Origin of the sequence: Variovorax sp. dw_954 (genome assembly GCF_018449755.1) — a bacterium.
GTDB lineage: Bacteria > Pseudomonadota > Gammaproteobacteria > Burkholderiales > Burkholderiaceae_C > Variovorax.
Genome location: NZ_JAAVVD010000019.1, coordinates 135,911 through 154,142, shown reverse-complemented (window position 1 = coordinate 154,142; position 18,232 = coordinate 135,911). Strand labels below are relative to the sequence as shown.

Genomic DNA, 18,232 nt, shown 5'->3' with positions numbered 1-18,232 from the left:
GCTGCCGTCTTTTCCGGATCCACTCGCTTTGCACGGGTCCGTCTCTCAAGCCCGAATACTGAAGCACCGCCATCGGAACCCCCGTCGACACATCCGCGCCCCCCCAGCGGCCGCCCCTTCGGGCCAGAAGCGTTCCTCGACACCCCGCTACTGCTCGATCATGTCCCGCACTTGCGCGCCAGCGCGGCAAGGTTCAAAGGCTTGGCGATCACCTCCATGCCGCGCTCCAGCAGGCCGTTGCCTGCAGCGGCGCCCCCGCAACGAACTTCGACAAGGAGGCCGGGCCGCTTGCGCCCGGTGTCAGGCCCTGGATCTCCCGGACGCCCTCAGCGCGCCTTTGCCCGTCGCACCGTTTTCCTGGGCGGCAGGTGCACCGCGACCTCTTGCGCCGCTGAAGCAAAGAATGCCCGCACCAGGGCAAACGCACGCTCTGCAGCAGGCACACGTGTTCGGCCGCCCCGCTCGACGATTCCGAGGGTGAGTTCGAGGTCGAGGGCTGGCGCCACGTCGAGCTGGACCACGGTGCCGGCTCGCACGGCAGAGATCACCGCGATGTCCGTCGATGGCGCAATGGCGTCGCTGGCGGTGATGAGGGTGTGAACGGTGGCGACGTCGTTCGTGCTGGCCGCGAAGTGCTGCTGGAGCGGTAGCGTGAAGCCGTAGAGCTCCGCCATGCGCCGCATCACGGCGTCGTCGGCGTAGCCCGACATGATCAACGGGTACTCGGCGAGGTGTTCGACGGTGACGCGCGCGCGCCCGGCCAGGGGGTGCCGCTTGCGGGCGAACCATCCGAAGGTGCAGGGATACAAGGGCTCGGCGATCAAGTCACGATCGTGCGCGGCGACGCGAACGTCGCCGACGAAGAAATCCAGTTCCTCCCGGCGCAGCGCCGCGGCGAGCACGTCGGTGCTCTGCACCAGCGTCGTGACATACAGCCCTGGCGCATCGGCCAGCAACCGCAACAACATGGGCCCAAGCAGGTTCAGTGCGATGGAAGAACCCATGCCGAACGAGAGAGGACCGTGTTCCCCCGCGCGCATGAGCGCCAGCGAGCGGGCGCCTTCCTTCTCGTCGAACACGATGCTCCTCGCCCGCTGGACGTATTCCAGCGCATAAGCGGTGGGGCGAAGTCGGCGGTCCTGCCGATCGAACAGCGGCACACGCAGTTCATCCTCCAGCGCCTGCAGGCTGCGCGACAGGGCTGGCAGGCTCAGGTGCACGCTATTGGCAGCAGCACTGAGCGAGCCGAGGTCCATGACGGCCAGGAAGTGCCGCAGCTGCCGGGTGTTCATGTCAGTTGCATGTCTTGCAAGTCATACGAAACTATATTGCGATTTACGCAAATCGAAAGGATTTCTAGACTGCGATTCCCAAGCCGGAAAGCGCACTTCGATGAAGCCCTTCACCCCTGATTTCCCTGTCTTGCGACCCATGGTCGCCGTCGCATCCGACCGTATCGAGCGTCATGGTCATCCCTCGCACGCGGCGACGCACGGTTACTTGCGGGCCGTGGCCAAGGCGGCGCAGGCCATGCCCCTGGTCTTGCCCGCGCTCGGCGACGCGCTGGATGCGGACACGCTCATCGCCTCGATCGACGGCATCCTTCTCACAGGCAGCCCCTCGAACGTGGACCCGGCGCGCTACGGTGCACCCAAGCCGCATGCGCCCATGCTGCTGGACCGCGACCGCGATGCCGCCATCCTTCCGCTGCTGCCGCGGCTCATCGATGCCGGCGTTCCGGTGTTGGGGATCTGTCGAGGCTTCCAGGAACTCAACGTCGTCTTCGGCGGCACCTTGAATCCCGCCGTCCACGAATTGCCCGGCGCGCTCGATCACCGCGAAGGCGATCACGGGCGGCCCATCGAACGCTGGTACGACGACAGCCACGCGCTGCACATCGTCCCGGGCACCCGGTTGGCGACCCTTGCCGGTGGTACGCATGCCCTCGTCAACTCCCTGCATCACCAGGGCATCGAGCGCCTGGGCCAGGGCCTGCGCGTCGAGGCCAGGGCCCCGGACGGCCTTGTCGAGGCGTTCTCCATCGAGGCTGCGCCCCAGTTCACGCTGGCGGTGCAGTGGCACCCCGAGATGCGCATCGACGACAGCCCGTTTGCGCACGCCATCTTCGCCGCCTTCGGCGAGGCCTGCCGGACGCGCCAGCAGCAGCGCCTCGGCGCCATGGCCACCGCCTGATCCCGACGACTACTACACAACTACTACGGAGACATCGAAACATGAACGACACCCAGGTCATCGACCTGTTCAGCCCCGACTACGCCCAAGCCCGCCGCCAGTTCATGCAGGCCGCGCAGGCGCGTGGCCTGTCCGTGGACAGCCACGTACTGCCCTTGCCCGGCGCGCAGGGCGAAGTCCTCGCCACCGACGTGGTGCTGGACGGCCCGGCCGATGCATCCAGGGTGCTCATCGTCATCAGTGGCGTTCATGGGGTGGAAGGCTTCTGTGGCTCGGCCATCCAGACCGGCATGTTGCGCATGGGAGGCGGCGTGCTTCCGCCCGGCACGTCGGTGCTGTACGTGCACGCGGTCAATCCCTACGGCTTTTCGCACCTGCGCCGCGCGACGCAGGAAAACATCGACCTCAATCGCAACTTCGTCGACTTCACGAAGCCGCTGCCGATCAACTCCGGCTATGGCGAGATCCATGACTCGCTGTTGCCCACGCAATGGCCACCGCTGCCCGACAACGAGGCCCGCATTGCCGAATACCGCGAACGCCACGGCGCACGCGGCCTGCAGCGGGCGATATCGCTCGGCCAGCACAGCCATGCGGACGGCCTGCACTATGGCGGGCTGGAACCGGCATGGAGCAACAAGACCTTTCGGAGCATCCTGCGCCGCTACGCCGCGCAAGTGCGACAGCTGGCCTCGATCGACATCCATACCGGCCTCGGCCCCTATGGCGTGGGCGAGCGCATCTTTGCCAGCATGGATGAAGACCCGGCAGTGCTCGCAAGCGGCAGGCGCTGGTGGGGTGAGCTGACATCGGTCACCACCGGCACCTCCACCAGCATCCCGCTGACCGGCCCCATCCAGTGCGCGCTCACCGACGAGTGCCCGCAGGCCCGCCACGTGGGCATCTGCCTGGAATACGGCACGTACCCGATGGAGCGCGTCAGCGCCGCCATGCGTGCCGAGCACTGGCTGCATCGCCATGGCTGCAGCGACGCGGCACAAGCCGCCGGCATCCAGCAGGAAATGAAGGATGCCTTCTATCCCGACGAGCCCGACTGGAAGCGCACGGTATGGCAGCAAGGCTCGCAAGCCTGCCTGCAGGCCTTGCGCGGCCTGCAGGAAGAAGCACCCCTGGCGTCGCTCGCCACCTGACCCCCACAAGACCTACTACACGGAGACACCATGAGTGCAACGACACTTGCGCGCAACGAAAGCATGCGCGAATTCCCCAGCTCTATCGAGGCCGCCAGCAGCGCGCCGTCGGCCGGCCCGTCCATCAGCCGCAAGGCGGTCGCGGCGGCCGTGGCCGGCAACGCGCTGGAGTTCTACGACTTCGTGATCTACGCCTACTTCGCCGTCTACATCGGCAAGACCTTCTTTCCGGTCGCCGGTGAATTCGGCAGCCTGCTGGTCGCGGTGGCGACCTTCGGCGTTGGCTTCTTTACCCGCCCGCTCGGCGGCGTGCTGATCGGCGCCTTTGCCGACAAGGTGGGCCGCAAGCCCGCAATGATCCTCACCGTGACCCTCATTACCGTGGGCACCCTGGGCCTGGCGGCCACGCCCAGCTACGCGAGCATCGGCATCGCCGCGCCCATCATCGTGGTCTTCTGCCGCCTGCTGCAGGGGCTGGCGCTGGGCGGCGAGGTGGGCCCGGCCACTTCGCTGCTGATCGAGGCAGCGCCGCCCGGCAAGCGCGCCTTCTATTCGAGCTGGCAGATCGCCAGCCAGGGGTTGGCAGTGACGGTGGGCGGCATCTTCGGTGTCACGTTGTCGCTGGTGCTTTCGCCGGAGCAGTTGGCAGGCTGGGGTTGGCGCATTCCCTTCCTTTTCAGCCTGGTGCTGGTGCCCATCGCGATCTACATCCGGCGCAGCCTGCCGGAAACCCACGGCGGCGACACCGAGCGCAGCGGCGCCTCGATCGTCAGCGCCGTGTTTCGCAAGCACGGCCGCATCCTGTGGCTGGGCGTCTTTGCGACGGCCTCCACCGCCGTGGCCTCGCAAGTCGGCAACTACATGGTGACCTATGCGGTGCAGGTTCTCAAGCTGCCCGCCGCGCTGGCGCAAGGCAGTGTGCTGGTGGGCGGCGCCACGACATTCGCTTTTGCGCTTGTTGGCGGCCTCTTGTGTGATCGCTACGGCCGGCGCGTCGTCAACATGCTGCCGAGGCTGGCGCTGATGCTGTCGATCGTTCCGCTCTTCATGTGGCTCTCGGGAGCGCCCGGTGCGGCCACCCTGCTCACCGTGTCCGCACTTCTTGCGGCGCTCACGGCCGTGTTCGGAACGGCTGGCCTGGTACAGGTACCCGAACTGTTGCCCATCGCCGTGCGCAGCACGGGTCTCTCGCTCGTCTATGCCATCGGCACTTCGCTGTTCGGCGGCACCACGCAGTTCGTCGTCACCTGGCTGCTGGCCGTCACGCACAACCCGATGGCGCCGGCCTGGTACGTCGTCGCGATGAGCGCCGTGAGCCTTGTTGCGATGTGGATGTTGCCGGAGTCGCGCAACGTCGACGTGAGCCGCTGAACTGCGGGCTGGCCGCTACGCCTGCGAAAGGCCGCCAGCTACCTCATGCTGACCGCGCGCGCTCGTGGCCATGGGCAACAGTTCGCCCGAGGTCCGCAAGAACCTGGAGGCCAGCGGGCCGATCATCCAGAAGCTGGTGCAGGTGTCGGGCGCGACGGTCGATTGAGTCGCCTGAGCGCATGCCTGCCCGCAACGAGGAGGCCTGCAAGGAACCCGGCGCCAAGCTCGTCGCAAAAGCGCCGCTCAGCGACGAGGCCGGACCTTGGCGATTGCGTGGATCGTGGGTGTCGCTGATGGGCCCGACGCAGTCAGTCAGCATCGGCCTTGGCGCGACGGGTCCGCAGCGTCTGCGGTCTTTGCGTTCGCTCGCCGAACGCACGCTGTAAGCCCGCTTCCTGTCGTCCAAGGCCAAGAAGTCCTCGGTGTGAGAGATCGGTTCGAAGGTATTGCAGTCGTAGCCTGTCTGCATCCGAGGGGGACCACGCTATCGCACAGTCGAGCGATCGCTTTCTTTGCCACCCAAATGGAGGTCAGGGCCCACCCCTGACGTCGAGCCAACGGCATCGGCGTCACCAAGCCGGTCGTTCGAATGGGTAGGAGCTAAGGTTCAATCGTGAAAACAAGGGAAATTTGCCATCCGTCAAGGCCATCGCAGGCGAACCCATTCCTCAGTGCGAACGCCTGATCGACCAGCGCGTCGGGCCTGTCATTGGCAAGGGCTCGATGACCGCGACGGGTCGTTCGCCCGCATAGCGGTGCGAATCACGCCGTGCACCGGAGTCTCACTATTCCAGTGGAGGACAACCGACGTTCATCGGCTCAGTATCCTGTTTATGCGAGGTCCCAACGGAACTGAATCGTGAACAAGAGGATGCTTATGGCTGCCGGCGCAGCCTTGACGATGGCGACGCTGCCTGCTGGCGCACAGGTACCGCCACATGCGCCTGGGACCATCTGCTTCACGCCGAGATTCTGGTGCTGGGCTCAACCGCCGGGACCACCTGGTAGTTCATGCGCATGTCCGACCCAGTGGGGGTGGGTGCCGGGCACTCGTGGGTAGCTTGGGATGGCGAAGAGCGTCCTCCAAGAATTGATCGACGACGCCACACTTGTTGGCGAGGTCGCCTCCCGGCTTGGCGTACTGGATGCCACTTCCGACTTGCTCCCTGCATTAGCTGCAGCAGAGGCGTTGCCGTTGGATGGCAGTGAAGTCGCGGTGGTAAAGCAGCGACTACGGCAGGCGCTGAACGCCACGATTAGAGTCATCGCGCCGATCACACTAGACGATCTGCGCCGAGGGTGGCGCCCTTATGAAACGGCCAGATCTAGACGACTAAGCATCTTTGCCTTCTTCGTGTTCTCCGTCGTGCTGATGGCGTTCAGTGCGTACGCGACGCAAGTTTACGAGCGAGCGCGAGCGATGTACGCAACTACGGTGGAATTGCAAGATGCTCGGGGTGCCGAGCAAGCGATGCGCCTATTTGGCATGCTCAAGCGAAATCAGCAGGATGTCGTGGAATCGCTAAGCACGGGCAAAAAAGAGTTCCTTTACGAGGTTTTTGGAAAGGCACTGTTCGATCTTAAGGCGATGTACCTCAAGAATCAGTCTTATGCGCCAATAGCTGCGGCCACTTTGAACGATCTGGAGATGCTCAGCAGCCCTTCTGTGGCAATCGAGCGGCTTCGAAACCCGAGCAACCCAACCAACGATCCTCTGGTGCGCGAAGCTCTTTCCAAGGGCAACTATGGTCCCAGCCCGCCTCTCGCACTTCGCGAGGAGTTGGAGAAGTCGAATGGGGGGGCGATGAGCAAACCGTCAGCTCCGAATGGCGCACGTTCCAACCTAGCGCCCGATGTCCAGGCTCTGCTCGACAGCTATTTAAGCCAGCTGCGTCGATTCAATTTGAGCATCAATGTGTACATCGATCCGCTCCAGCCACAGGATTACTTTTCAATGCTCTTCAGGCTTCGCAACGGCATCAGCTTCGTTGGCCTCTGGGTTTTGCCGGCGCTGTACGGTATGCTCGGCGCGGTCATCTTCCACATGCGCCGGATTCTGAATCCTTCAATGCCGGATCCGTCATGGATGAGAATTACATTTCGGGTGGTGCTTGGGGCATTTGCCGGAATCATCGTAGTCTGGTTCTGGACACCGTCCAGCCAGAAGGTCTCGCAAGGTGAGTTTGTGGCATTGACGTCCTTCGCCCTCGCTTTCCTCGTCGGATTCAGTACGGACGTCTTCTTCCGCGCCTTGGATCTGTTGGTCGACCATCTATCTCAGAGTATGAGTAAGCAATCGGCGCAATGACCGCGTTTGACTCGATCAAACAGGAAGCCGTCGGTGGGCGGTGACCGCATGTGCGAGCTTAAATTCGCGGCCTCGCCTGACAGCTGAATTTTCGCCGCGATCACCCGCTTGACCAAGGGCAGCTATCTCCGACCTTAACCAAAAGGCAGTCCCGGCCATGCCGGCCATCAATGTGAATGCCAAGAAGCAGCCGCTCGACGCTGCTTCCAACGACGATAACTTTTCAAGAAAGAGAAAAATTGTGGCTGTAGAACCTATCTCGCTCATGAGCCTTGCGCGACTCGCTGCGCCTCTTGTTAAGGAATTATTAAAGCTATCTAGAAAAGCCGGGGCCAGAGGACTGCAGAAATGGGACGCCAACTCCTTTCCGCGGAAAATTGCTAGTCGGATCAAAAGCCTCGACACAGTGCGAACGATTTGGAAATCTCAGCCTTTATCTTTGCAAACATTCTTCCATCCACCAAAGCTAGCTTTCGAAAACAAACCGGAGTTTGTGACTAGATTGGCAGCATTCCAAGATAATGCCATCATCATCGAAGGCATCGTCGGCCAAGGCAAATCGATCTTCCTGCGCAGCCTTGCAATCAATGAAATCACCAGCAATGACGCTCAACGTCTTCCGCTCTTTATTGAACTCAAAGACTTAAGCGTTAAAACAGATCTACAAGGTGCCATCCTTCGAGCTTTGGAAAGCTACGATATTGACATTGATGACGATACGATTGATTTTCTTTTCAAGTCTGGAAAGTTTTCCCTTTTACTCGACGGCTTCGATGAGATTGAAGAAAAATTTGTCAAGTCAGCGTATTTATACATCGAACATCTTGCCCGGCGCTATCCGGAGCTATTAGTTATCGTCACTTCTCGTCCGGGAAATGAGATACAAAAGTCTCCAACTTTCAAGACACTCCGAATCGCCGAGCTAACTCCTGCCGAGTTCCCGGCATTTTTGACAAAATTAGGTGTGAGCTCGGAAAAGTCGCTTGAATTGCGGCAGGCCATTCGTAATAGCCCAAGCAAGCTCAGCAATCTTATAAAAACGCCATTAATGCTAACTTTGGTCGTTATTGTTTATGAGGCTGAAGTACGAATTCCTGAGACGCTGCCGGAATTTTTTGACCGGCTTTTTCAGGTCGTCGTCTCCAACCATGATCGACTGAAAGGGGGTTTTACGCGTGTCCATCAAAGTGGCCTGTCCGAGCGCGGCTTGCAGACAGTTTTCGAGGCATTTTGCTTTATGACGCTTCAGCTTGGGCACAACCGAACGCTGACCGCGGATCAGTTCGAAGAAGTTTTCAAATACGCGATAAATTATTCCGACGGACTGAAATGCGACGCGGATAATTTTAAGGCAGATATCACAAATACCGCATGCCTCATGTTAGTAGAAGGGATAGATTCCATCACTTATCTGCACAAAAGCATTTTAGATTACTATGCGGCGTCTTTTGTGCGAAAACTGAACGAAAAGAATTCCTCGCATTTCTATCAAGCGATGTTAAAGAAAACGCTTGGATGGGAAGACATGTTGTCATTTCTTAAATCGATAGATTCCTTCCGCTATTCCCAGAAATTCATTCTGCCTTTCGTTGCAGCGGAAAGAGAGATTTTCTGCTGCGACCTCTCGAAAAAGAGTCCTGCAGAGTTGTCAAATATTCTTGAGGCCGCATATCCTAATTTTGGCCTGTGCTTCCAGCGCGATGCCTCGCCCGCAGACACGGCGACTATCATTTCGTTTCAAACGGAGCGGGGCCGCGCAGGCGAGCACCTCGCTGGCCTAGTGTTTTTGATCATGGATGCTTTAGATGCTATGATGCCGTCCCCATTTCCTATTAAAGAAATAGAAGAGTTATTTAAAATCCATGTCATGGCGGATGCAACCGACGCAGAAGAAATATTCATCCCAGGAAGATCTATCATTCACGCGTTTGGAACAAAAGAAATCTGCACCGGACTTGGACTCTATGAAACGCGACTTGAAAAACTTCGCACCGCCGCTCAAGAAGTTGTAGATGCAGAAGATAAAAAGGAACTTATATTCACGCTAGGCGAATAAGGGCTCGAAGCCGCCACGACTCGCGGATGTCCGCTTTCGTCAGGCCGCAACCTCTGCACGTGCCCGGAGCGTCAGTTCGCTACATGTCGCAGCGGTCATTCGACGCGATTGTGATGGCCGCTGCATGTGCCACCTGCGTGGAAGTCAAGTTCCGAGGAGCACCGGTCGTGCGTTTGCAAGGGTGCCAAAGTCAGTATTCAGAAGTCGCCGTCACTCCGTTAGAAAATTGGAATAGCCGCAAGCAGTCTTGACCTGCCGGACGAACGGCGCGACCCAAGGACCGCTCATGGCCGGCTGCCGCTTTTCCATGCCGAATCCAGCCGCCTTGCGCGCGCCGGTCTCTAAAGCCCGAATCGCCACCCAGCAACAGGCGCGACGCTCGGCACCACCGGCCAAGTCGCCTTGAAGCGCTGCGAATCGGAGCCCCTGTCAACACATCCGAGCCACCTCCCAACGTCGATCCTTCGGACCCCAAGCGTGCTTCAACAGCCCCCTACCGCTCGACCATGTCCCGCACCTTGCGCGCCAGCGCGGCAATGTCGAAGGGCTTGGTGATCACTTCCATGCCGCGCTCCAGCAGGCCGTTGCCGACGGCGGCGTTCTCGGCATAGCCGGTGATGAACAGCACCTTGAGCTGCGGCCGTGCCACGCGGCCGGCGTCGGCGACCTGGCGGCCGTTCAGGCCACCCGGCAAACCGACGTCGGTGAGCAGCAGGTCGATGCGCGCGTCGGACTGCAGCAGGCGCAGCCCGCCGGGCGCATCTTCGGCCGACAGCACGCGGTAGCCGGCGCCCTCCAGTTCCTCGACGATCAGCATGCGGATGGTGGCTTCGTCCTCGATCACCAGCACGGTTTCGCCGTCGCCCGGCTCCGCCGCTTCGGCCAGAGGCTGTTCGGGTTCAGCCTCCGCGTTGCCCAGGTGGCGCGGCAGGTAGAGGCACATGGTCGTGCCCTTGCCCAGCTCCGAATACACCCGCACCTGCCCGCCCGACTGCCTCACGAAGCCATAGACCATCGACAGGCCCAGGCCGGTGCCCTGCCCCATCGGCTTGGTCGTGAAGAACGGGTCGAAGGCGCGGGCAATCGTGTCGGCCGACATGCCGGCGCCGGTGTCGGTCACGCAGATGGAGATGTACTGCCCGGAGGCCAGGTCGCGCTCCGAGGCAGCGCGCTGGTCGAGCCACTTGTTGGCGGTCTCGATGGTGAGCCTGCCGCCGTTGGGCGCCATCGCGTCGCGCGCGTTGATGCACAGGTTGAGCAGCGTGTTTTCCAGTTGCGAGGGGTCGACCTTGATGGCCCACAGGCCGCCCGCGCCGACCACCTCGACCTCCACGCTGGGCCCCATGGTGCGGCGGATGAGGTCCTCCATGCCGCCGATCAGCCGGTTGGCGTCGACCGCCCGCGGGTCCAGCGTCTGGCGACGGGAAAACGCCAGCAGGCGGTGCGTGAGCGCGGCCGCGCGCTTCACCGAATCCTGCGCCATGCCAAGGTAGCGCGCGGCGTTGTCGAGCTTGCCGGCCGCCATGCGGCGCTCGAGCACCTGCAGGCTGGTGCTCATGCCGCCCAGCAGGTTGTTGAAGTCGTGGGCGATGCCGCCGGTCAACTGGCCGATGGCTTCCATCTTCTGCGACTGGCGAAGCGCTTCTTCGGCGGCCATCAGTTCCCTTGTGCGCGCACGCACGTTGGCCTCGAGCGTTTCATTGGCCTCGCGCAACTGCGCTTCGCTCAGGCGCAGCGCGACCACGCCGCGCGCGCGCTCGGCGGCCGAACGGGTGCGCTCGGCCATCTCGCGCACAAAGGTCAGCTCTTCGGGGGACCATTGGCGCACGCTCGTGTTGTTGACATAGAGCACCGCCACCAGCACGCCCTGCTCCACCACGGGCACGTTCACGAAGGCGCGGCTGTCGAGTGCTTCCAGCGCGGGCGCGGCGGATGAGGTCCGCGCGTCTTCGCGCACGTCGGCGATGCTGATGAACTCGTTGCGCTTGAGGCTGTCGATGAAGGATCCGTAATCGCGCAGCGGCGTGACCCCCGCGAGGCTTTGAACGCGGGGCGCGGTCCAGTCGCGCTCGACATGCAGCGTGTCGGCCACGGCGTCGATGGTGCCGAAGCCGACGCGGCTCGCGCCCAGGGTCTCGCCGAGGAGTTGCAACGCCGCATAGGTGATGTCTGCGGGGTCGTCCAGGTCGCGCAGGCGCCCGGGCAGGGAGGCGAGCGCGTCCGTGAATGCCAGGGCGCGCTTGCGCGCCGTTTCGTCCCGCGCGATCTTCAGGAAGCCCCGCGGCCGTCCGCGCTCGTCATTGGGCAGGGGCCGCACGGAGCCGTTCATGTACACCCGCGTGCCGTCCTTGCGCAGGTGCCAGCGTTCATCGGTGGCGCAGCCCTCGCGCGCCGCCGTCTCCAGTTCCATCACGTCCACGCGCCTGGCGCGATCTTCGGGCGTGAACAGCGTGGAGGCGGTGCGCCCGACGATCTCCTGCGCACGCCAGCCGAAGATGGCCTCGGCGCCGGCGGACCAGTCGGTGACGAAGCCCAGCGCATCGGTCGCGAGGACCGCGTGGTCCTTCGCGCCTTCGATGACCAGCGCCAGGCGCGCGTCGGTCTCGCGTCGCGCCGCCTCCGAGGCCATGCGCCCGGTGACGTCCACCCCCTCGACGAAGATGCCGGTGATGGCGTCGGCGGCGTCGCGGATGGGCTGGAACACGAAGTCGACATAGCGGTCCTGCACCGGCCCGCCTTCGTGCACCTGCATGGCGTAGCGGGAGCCGTGGGCGGTAAAGGCCTCGCCGGTGGCGTAGACCTTGTCGAGCAAATCGACATAGCCTTGCGCGGCCGCGTCGGGCAGCGCCTGCGCCACCGTGCGCCCCAGCAACTCGCGATCTCCAGTGAGGCGCCGGTACGCCGGATTGGCGAGCACGAAGCGGTGCTGCGGCCCCGAGAGCATCGCCATGAAGCCGGGCGCCTGCTCGAAGAGCTGCTCGAAGCGCTCGCTCTCGCGTTGCAGGTGCCGCTCGGCCATCACTTTTTCGGTCGTTTCCACGACGATGGCCATGACGCCGACGGGCACGCCGTCCCCGTCGAGCAAGGGCGAATAGTCGAGGTTCATCCACACCTGCTCGGCCCTGCCGTTTCGATGAAGCGTGAGCTCCTGGTCGCTGTAGCTCAGGGTGCCGCCCGCCAGGCCGACTTTCATGACGTTGTCGTTGAAGTCGGCCACCTCGTCCCAGCCCTCGCGGACGTTGGAGCCGAGCAACTGCGGATGCCGCTTGCCGGCAAAGACGGAGTAGGCGTCGTTGTAGACCATGACGCCGTCGTCACCCCAGAGCATGACGATGGGCACGACCGAACGCAGCATGAGCGCGGTGGCGGCCTTCATGTGGGGCGGCCAGTGGCCGAGCGGGCCGACGGGCGTGCGGCTCCAGTCCCTGCTGGCAATCAATCCGGCGAGTTGCCCGCCTCCGGTCAGGAAGGGCCAGGTACTTTCGACTGGGTGAATTGCCATGTTTGCGGAGCAGGGGGTGAGCGATTTTCAGTCGGATTCGGCCTGCTTTTGCGTCAGCCGGGGCCGCGCCGCGGTGCCGGACAAACCTTGCGCGGCATGCGCCCGCGCCTGGCCGCTGGCGCAGCCAATTGCACCTTGGTGCTGATCTGCGCCCGGACCGGTCCGACACCCTTGCAGGCCCGCACCCCCGCACCGCAAACTCCGGTGATGTCCTGTCAGGAGAGCCACATGAATATCCGGGGTATGCGACTGAGCTTGCGCCTTGCGTCGGGCCTCGCGATGGGCCTCTGCGGCATGGCCGCCAACGCCACCGAGGGCGGCCTGGGTCGCCCGGTCAGCGGCACGACCGTGCAGGCCAGCGGCGGCATCGTCCCGCCTGAACCGGTGTGGGCCGTCAACTTCAGCGAGATCTACCTGGACGGTTCCATCGGCGGCAGCAGGCTGGTGCCGCTGGTCGGCCAGACCTCGATCGGCATCGACGCCAAGATCTCGTTCACCCTGGCGACGGTCATGAAGGTGTGGGACACCGGGCCCGGCCAATGGAACTTCGCCTCGAGCATCACCGTGCCGTACGTCTACGAAAAGATCAATGCCAACCTGACGACCGGCGCGCGCCAGGGCAACGCACAGGACGTGGCGTCCAACGCCTTCGACCTCTACTTCTCGCCGATCATCGCGGGCTACCACTTCTCGCAGACCGAGCACATGGCGCTCAGCTTCAACTTCTGGGCGCCCACCGGCAAGTACGACCCCGCGAACCTGGCCAACCCCAGCCTCAACAACTGGACCTTCGTACCGCAGATCGCCTACACGCGGATCTTTCCGGAGAGCGGCTGGCAACTCGACGCGGTCGCCAACCTGCAGTTCTACACGCGCAACAAGGACACCGACTACAAGAACGCGCCGCTGTTCGCGATGGACGTGATGGGCGTGAAGAAGTTCAGCAACGGAGTCGGCGCTGGCCTGATCGTCGGCACCGTGCAGCAGATCGGCGGCGACAGCGGCCCCACCGCCGACCGGCTCAACGGCTTCAAGGGCCACGACTGGGCGCTCGGCCCGGTGGTGAGCTACGACACCAAGCTCGGCGGCAAGGCGCCGCTGTCGATGAGCCTGCGCTGGGTTCCGACCGTCAGCAGCAAGAACCGCATCGACAGCCGCAAGACGGTGATGGCGACGGCGACGCTGATCTTCTGAGCAAGTCGGGCCGGCTGGGCCATATCGACTTGCGCGCGAGATATTGCTGCAGCTCGGCAGGGGCGTTGCATGACCGGGCGGCATTTGACACGCCCTGATTTTGTATCTACATTAATAGATACATCAAGGAGGCCGCCATGCATCAGTCAATTGCCAAGCTCTTTGCAACGGGGGGTAGCCAAGCCGTCCGGTTGCCGGCTGAATTTCGCTTCGAGGGCAGCACCGAGGTTTACATTCGAAGGGACGAAAGCACTGGCGACGTCATCCTGTCCACACGCTCTCCGGTGGACTGGCGTGCATTCATGCAATTGCGCCAGCAACTCGGCCCCATACCCAAGGACTTCCTCGCCGACCGCGAACAAGGGCAGGAGCAACGCGATCCTTTCAAGGACTGGAAGGAATGACGCTCTACATGCTCGACACCAACGCGGCGAGCGAAGCCTTGCGCGGCCATGCCGCGTTCGACGCACGATCGCAGGCACTTGCGCCCGGTCAATGGTGCGTGTCGGCGATCACCTGCTCCGAACTCCGCTACGGCCTGGCACGACGCCCCGAGGCAGTGCGCCTCCATCAGATCGTGAGCGAGTTCTTGCGCATCGTCCCCATCCTTCCATGGGACGCCGAAGCCGCAACAAGGCACGGCGTGCTGCGAGCCGATCTCAAGGCACGCGGAAAACCCATCGGTGACTTCGACGAGATGATTGCGGCGCATGCATTGGCGACCGGTGCGGTGGTCGTCACCGACAACACGAAGCACTTTGCACGGGTGCCTGGCCTCGTGATTGAAAACTGGTTGCGGGCGGCAACGGGTCACTGATCGAATTCACTGCGCCGTTCACGTCGCCCGGTCACGACCAGGCGGCGGCAAGAGCTGATCGACCATGACCCGCGCCGCAGCCGACAGCGGCCTGCTCGCGCTGTAGCCCAGCATCAACTGCCGCTGCGCCCAGGCATCGGTCAGGCGCACAGCCTTGAGTCCCTGCGGCCCCGGCGTTTCCTTGCACGCGGCCAAGGGAAGCACGCCGACCCCGAGTCGGGCCGCGATCATCTGGCACATCGCGTCGAAGCTGCGCACCTGCACCCGCATGCGCAGCGTGCGCCCCGCGTCCGCGGCGGCGCGGGATGTCAGTTCCAGCAAAGAACTCCCCCGGTTCAGGCCGACGAAATCGTGGTCGAGGCAATCGGCGAAGGCCACCTTCCTGAGCTTGGCCAGTGGATGCGTGCGGGGACACAACAGGACCAGCTCGTCGTTGCGAAACGGCGCGAGCGTGAGGCCCTCGGCCGGCGTGCCTTCGGCGAATACACCGACGTCGGCCAGGCCGTCGAGCAGCGCGCGCACGATGTCCGCGCTCAACTGCTCCTCGATGTCGACGCGAATCCCCGGCTGCTGCGCCATGAAGTCCGCCAGCGCCTTCGGCAGGAATTCGGTCAGCGCGGACATGTTCGCCCACAGCCGCACATGGCCGCGATAGCCTTCGGAGTAGTCCGCCAGCTCGCTGCTGAACAGTTCGAAGCCCTGGAACAGCCGCAAGGCATGCTGCGCGGCCGCATGGCCAGCTGCCGTCACGCTCACGCCCTGCACGCTGCGCTCCAGTAGCTGCATGCCCGTGGCCGCCTCGAAGTCGCTCAAGCGCCGGCTCGCGGCCGACAACGCCAGGTGGCACTGTGCCGCGCCCTTGGTGATGCTGCCGGTCTGGACCACGGCGCAGAACAGCCGCAGCGTCACGAAGTCGACCCGCGCCGGGTTCATCGGGCTCTTCGCCATCGAACGGCCTCCTTGGGGCTTCTCAAAACGCGAAGGATACATGCCGACATGGCAATTCCTCCTGCGCGGCCTTGACCCCTAGATTCACGTCTCCGCAGCACACGAAAGCAAAGAGACATGAAAGCACTGGAAGGCCTCAAGGTCCTGGAACTGGGCCAACTCATCGCCGGCCCGTTCGCCGGCAAGACGCTGGCCGAGTTCGGCGCCGACGTGATCAAGGTCGAGCCCCACGGCGTCGGCGATCCGCTGCGCAAGTGGCGGCTGCTGCGCGACGGCACCTCCGTGTGGTGGGAGGTGCAGTCGCGCAACAAGCGCTCGGTATGCCTCGACTTGCGAAGCGCCGAAGGCCAGGACGCCGTGCGCGCACTGGCGCTGGAAGCCGACGTGCTCATCGAGAACTTCAAGCCCGGCACGCTGGAAGGCTGGGGCCTGGGCTGGGAGCAGCTTCATGCGCTCAACCCACGACTGATCATGCTGCGCATCTCCGGCTACGGCCAGACCGGCCCGTACCGCGACAAGCCCGGCTTCGGCGTGCTCGGCGAAGCGATGGGCGGCCTGCGGCACCTCACCGGCGAGCCGGGCCGCGTGCCGGTGCGGGTGGGCGTGTCCATCGGCGACACGCTGGCGGCGCTGCATGGCGTGATCGGTGTGCTGACCGCCCTGCACCACCGCACGGCCCACGGCGGCGAGGGCCAGTTCATCGACGTGGCGCTCTACGAATCGGTGTTCAACATCATGGAAAGCCTGGTGCCCGAGCACGATGCCTTCGGCGCCGTGCGGGAACGCGCCGGCAGCGCATTGCCCGGCATCGCGCCGACCAACGCCTACCGCTGCATCGACGGCCAGTACGTGCTGGTGGCCGGCAACGGCGACAGCATCTTCCGCCGGCTGATGCGCGCCATCGACCGCGAGGACCTGGAGACCGATCCGGACCTGACCCACAACGACGGCCGCGTGCGCCGCGTCGAGGAGATCGACGCCGCGATCGAGGCGTGGACGAAGACGCGCAGCCGCGACGAGGTGCTGGCCGTGCTCGACGGCGCGGGCGTGCCGGTCGGCCGTATCTACTCGGTCGCCGACATCGCGACCGACCCGCAGTACCTGGTCCGCGAAATGATCGTCGAGTCCCCGACATCCGATGGCCGCACGCTCAGGGTGCCGGGCGTCGTGCCCAAGCTCAGTGCCACGCCGGGCGCCATCGCCCATGCGGCGCCTCGCCTCGGCCAGCACACCGCAGACCTGCAACGCGGCGGCTGGCCCGCGCGCACAGCCTGCACAGCCTGAAACGCAAGGAGCAAAACACCATGAACCTCGGCAACAACCAGCGCCTCTACATCAACGAAGTCGCCACGCGCGACGGCTTCCAGATGGAGGGCCACTTCATCCCCACCGACGACAAGATCGCCCTCATCGACCAGCTCGGCACGCTGGGCTACGCCAAGATCGAAGTGACCTCCTTCACCTCGCCCAAGGCCATTCCGGCGCTGCGCGACGGTGAGGAAGTCATGGCGCGCATCGCCCGCCAGCCCGGCGTGGTCTACACCGCGCTGGTGCCGAACCTGCGCGGCGCGGAACGTGCGCTCGACGTCCGCATCGACGAGTTCAACGTGGTCATGTCGACCAGCGAGACGCACAACCTCGCCAACCTGCGGATGACGCGCGAGCAGTCCTTCGCCCAACTGGCCGAAGTCATCGGATTGGCGCGTGGCGCGAATGTGCCGGTCAACGTGTCGCTGTCCTGCGTGTTCGGCTGCCCGACGGAGGGCGAGGTGCCGCAAGAGACGGTGATGGGCTGGATCGACCGCTTCGCCGCGCTGGGCGTCAAGGGCATCTCCCTGTGCGACACCACTGGCATGGCCTATCCCACGCAGGTGCAAACGCTGTGCGGCGCAGCGATGGCGCGACACCCCGGGCTGGAATTCACGGCGCACTTCCACAACACCCGCGCGATGGGCCTGGTCAACACCGTGGCCGCGGTGGAGGCCGGCATCCGGCGCATCGACATGTCGCTGGGCGGCATCGGCGGATGCCCCTACGCGCCGGGCGCCACGGGCAACGTCGCGACCGAGGACGTGGTGCACATGCTGCAATGCATGGGCTACGACACTGGCATGGACCTCGATGGCCTCCTCGCCGCCGCGGCCCAGGTTGGCCGGCTCGTGCAGCACGACCTGCCGAGCCAGTTGCCCCGGGCCGGCCACCGCCTCACCCGGCATCAGCCGCCCGCCGACTTCCCCGAGATCGTCGCCCGCGCCGCCGCGAGGGATGCGAAGCGCGACACGACGGAGACGCTGTCGTGATCGACCATCTCGACCACCTGGTGCTCACCACCACCGACGAGCGGGCCTGCCTCGCCTTCTACATCGAAGGGCTGGGCATGACGCTTGAATCTTTTGGCGAGGGACGCAAGGCCTTCCGCTTCGGCAACCAGAAGATCAACCTGCATGTGAAGGGCCGGGAGTTCGAGCCCAAGGCGCACCTGCCGGTGCCGGGTGCGCTGGACCTGTGCTTCATCGCCAGCGTGCCGCTGGACGATGTGATCGCCACGCTGCAACGCGAGGGCCTCGCCATCATCGAAGGCCCCGTGATGCGCACCGGCGCCACCTCGCGCATCCGCTCCGTGTACCTGCGCGACCCGGACCTGAACCTCATCGAGATTTCCGAGCTGGCGCCTTGAAGCGCACCCAACAAG

Annotated in this window: 15 protein-coding genes; 12 read left to right on the top strand and 3 right to left on the bottom strand. The window is 63.9% G+C overall.

The genetic code is table 11. The features are described 5' to 3' along the window. Positions 1-326: 326 nt before the first annotated feature. Entirely contained in the window at positions 327-1,292 is a 966-nt protein-coding gene (locus HB681_RS26130; RefSeq protein WP_213957785.1) for a LysR family transcriptional regulator, read from the bottom strand. Between the two features lie 100 nt (positions 1,293-1,392). On the opposite strand from HB681_RS26130, the gene HB681_RS26125 reads away from it, so the two are divergent. From HB681_RS26125 to HB681_RS26100, 6 genes are all read left to right on the top strand, one after another. Further along, entirely contained in the window at positions 1,393-2,193 is an 801-nt protein-coding gene (locus tag HB681_RS26125) for a gamma-glutamyl-gamma-aminobutyrate hydrolase family protein (RefSeq protein ID WP_213957784.1), read from the top strand. Between the two features lie 41 nt (positions 2,194-2,234). Beyond that, the gene (locus tag HB681_RS26120; protein ID WP_213957783.1) at positions 2,235-3,344 is read left to right on the top strand and encodes a M14 family metallopeptidase; all 1,110 of its coding nucleotides are present in this window, start codon (positions 2,235-2,237) and stop codon (positions 3,342-3,344) included. A 30-nt stretch (positions 3,345-3,374) separates the two neighbouring features. Then, the gene (locus HB681_RS26115; RefSeq protein ID WP_213957782.1) at positions 3,375-4,715 is read left to right on the top strand and encodes an MFS transporter; all 1,341 of its coding nucleotides are present in this window, start codon (positions 3,375-3,377) and stop codon (positions 4,713-4,715) included. A gap of 179 nt (positions 4,716-4,894) precedes the next feature. Then, on the top strand, positions 4,895-5,101 hold the full coding sequence (locus HB681_RS26110; RefSeq protein WP_213957781.1) for a hypothetical protein: 207 nt from the start codon (positions 4,895-4,897) through the stop codon (positions 5,099-5,101). Positions 5,102-5,781: 680 nt separating this feature from the next. Then, a complete protein-coding gene (locus tag HB681_RS26105; protein WP_213957780.1) occupies positions 5,782-7,023 on the top strand; it encodes a hypothetical protein in 1,242 nt (413 codons plus the stop codon). Positions 7,024-7,180: 157 nt separating this feature from the next. Further along, entirely contained in the window at positions 7,181-9,079 is a 1,899-nt protein-coding gene (locus HB681_RS26100; RefSeq protein ID WP_213957779.1) for an NACHT domain-containing protein, read from the top strand. 493 nt (positions 9,080-9,572) lie between these two features. On the opposite strand, the gene HB681_RS26095 is transcribed toward HB681_RS26100, so the two are convergent. Further along, positions 9,573-12,581 carry a PAS domain S-box protein gene (locus HB681_RS26095; protein WP_256735112.1) on the bottom strand — a complete coding sequence of 1,003 codons (3,009 nt, stop codon included), beginning with the start codon at positions 12,579-12,581 and terminating at the stop codon, positions 9,573-9,575. A gap of 279 nt (positions 12,582-12,860) precedes the next feature. On the opposite strand from HB681_RS26095, the gene HB681_RS26090 reads away from it, so the two are divergent. The 3 genes from HB681_RS26090 (at position 12,861) to HB681_RS26080 (ending at position 14,592) form a co-directional block, all read left to right on the top strand. Continuing rightward, complete coding sequence (locus tag HB681_RS26090; protein ID WP_256354088.1) at positions 12,861-13,775, top strand: transporter; 915 nt, start codon at positions 12,861-12,863, stop codon at positions 13,773-13,775. Positions 13,776-13,912: 137 nt separating this feature from the next. Continuing rightward, positions 13,913-14,179 (top strand): AbrB/MazE/SpoVT family DNA-binding domain-containing protein, encoded by a 267-nt coding sequence (locus HB681_RS26085; protein WP_213957778.1) that lies wholly within the window; start codon positions 13,913-13,915, stop codon positions 14,177-14,179. Between the two features lie 8 nt (positions 14,180-14,187). After that, positions 14,188-14,592 (top strand): type II toxin-antitoxin system VapC family toxin, encoded by a 405-nt coding sequence (locus tag HB681_RS26080; RefSeq protein ID WP_256735111.1) that lies wholly within the window; start codon positions 14,188-14,190, stop codon positions 14,590-14,592. Between the two features lie 18 nt (positions 14,593-14,610). On the opposite strand, the gene HB681_RS26075 is transcribed toward HB681_RS26080, so the two are convergent. Then, positions 14,611-15,540, bottom strand: coding sequence for a LysR family transcriptional regulator (locus tag HB681_RS26075; protein ID WP_213957776.1), 930 nt, complete (start codon positions 15,538-15,540; stop codon positions 14,611-14,613). A gap of 117 nt (positions 15,541-15,657) precedes the next feature. Here HB681_RS26075 and HB681_RS26070 point away from each other — a divergent pair, with 117 nt between their 5' ends. Genes HB681_RS26070 through HB681_RS26060 form a run of 3 tightly spaced genes read left to right on the top strand, consistent with a single transcriptional unit; the run spans position 15,658 to position 18,217 of the window. Further along, the gene (locus tag HB681_RS26070; RefSeq protein WP_213957775.1) at positions 15,658-16,824 is read left to right on the top strand and encodes a CoA transferase; all 1,167 of its coding nucleotides are present in this window, start codon (positions 15,658-15,660) and stop codon (positions 16,822-16,824) included. Between the two features lie 20 nt (positions 16,825-16,844). After that, complete coding sequence (locus tag HB681_RS26065; RefSeq protein WP_213957774.1) at positions 16,845-17,840, top strand: hydroxymethylglutaryl-CoA lyase; 996 nt, start codon at positions 16,845-16,847, stop codon at positions 17,838-17,840. Then, positions 17,837-18,217, top strand: coding sequence for a VOC family protein (locus HB681_RS26060; RefSeq protein WP_213957773.1), 381 nt, complete (start codon positions 17,837-17,839; stop codon positions 18,215-18,217). The genes HB681_RS26065 and HB681_RS26060 overlap by 4 nt, the downstream gene beginning before the upstream one ends. Positions 18,218-18,232: the final 15 nt, after the last annotated feature.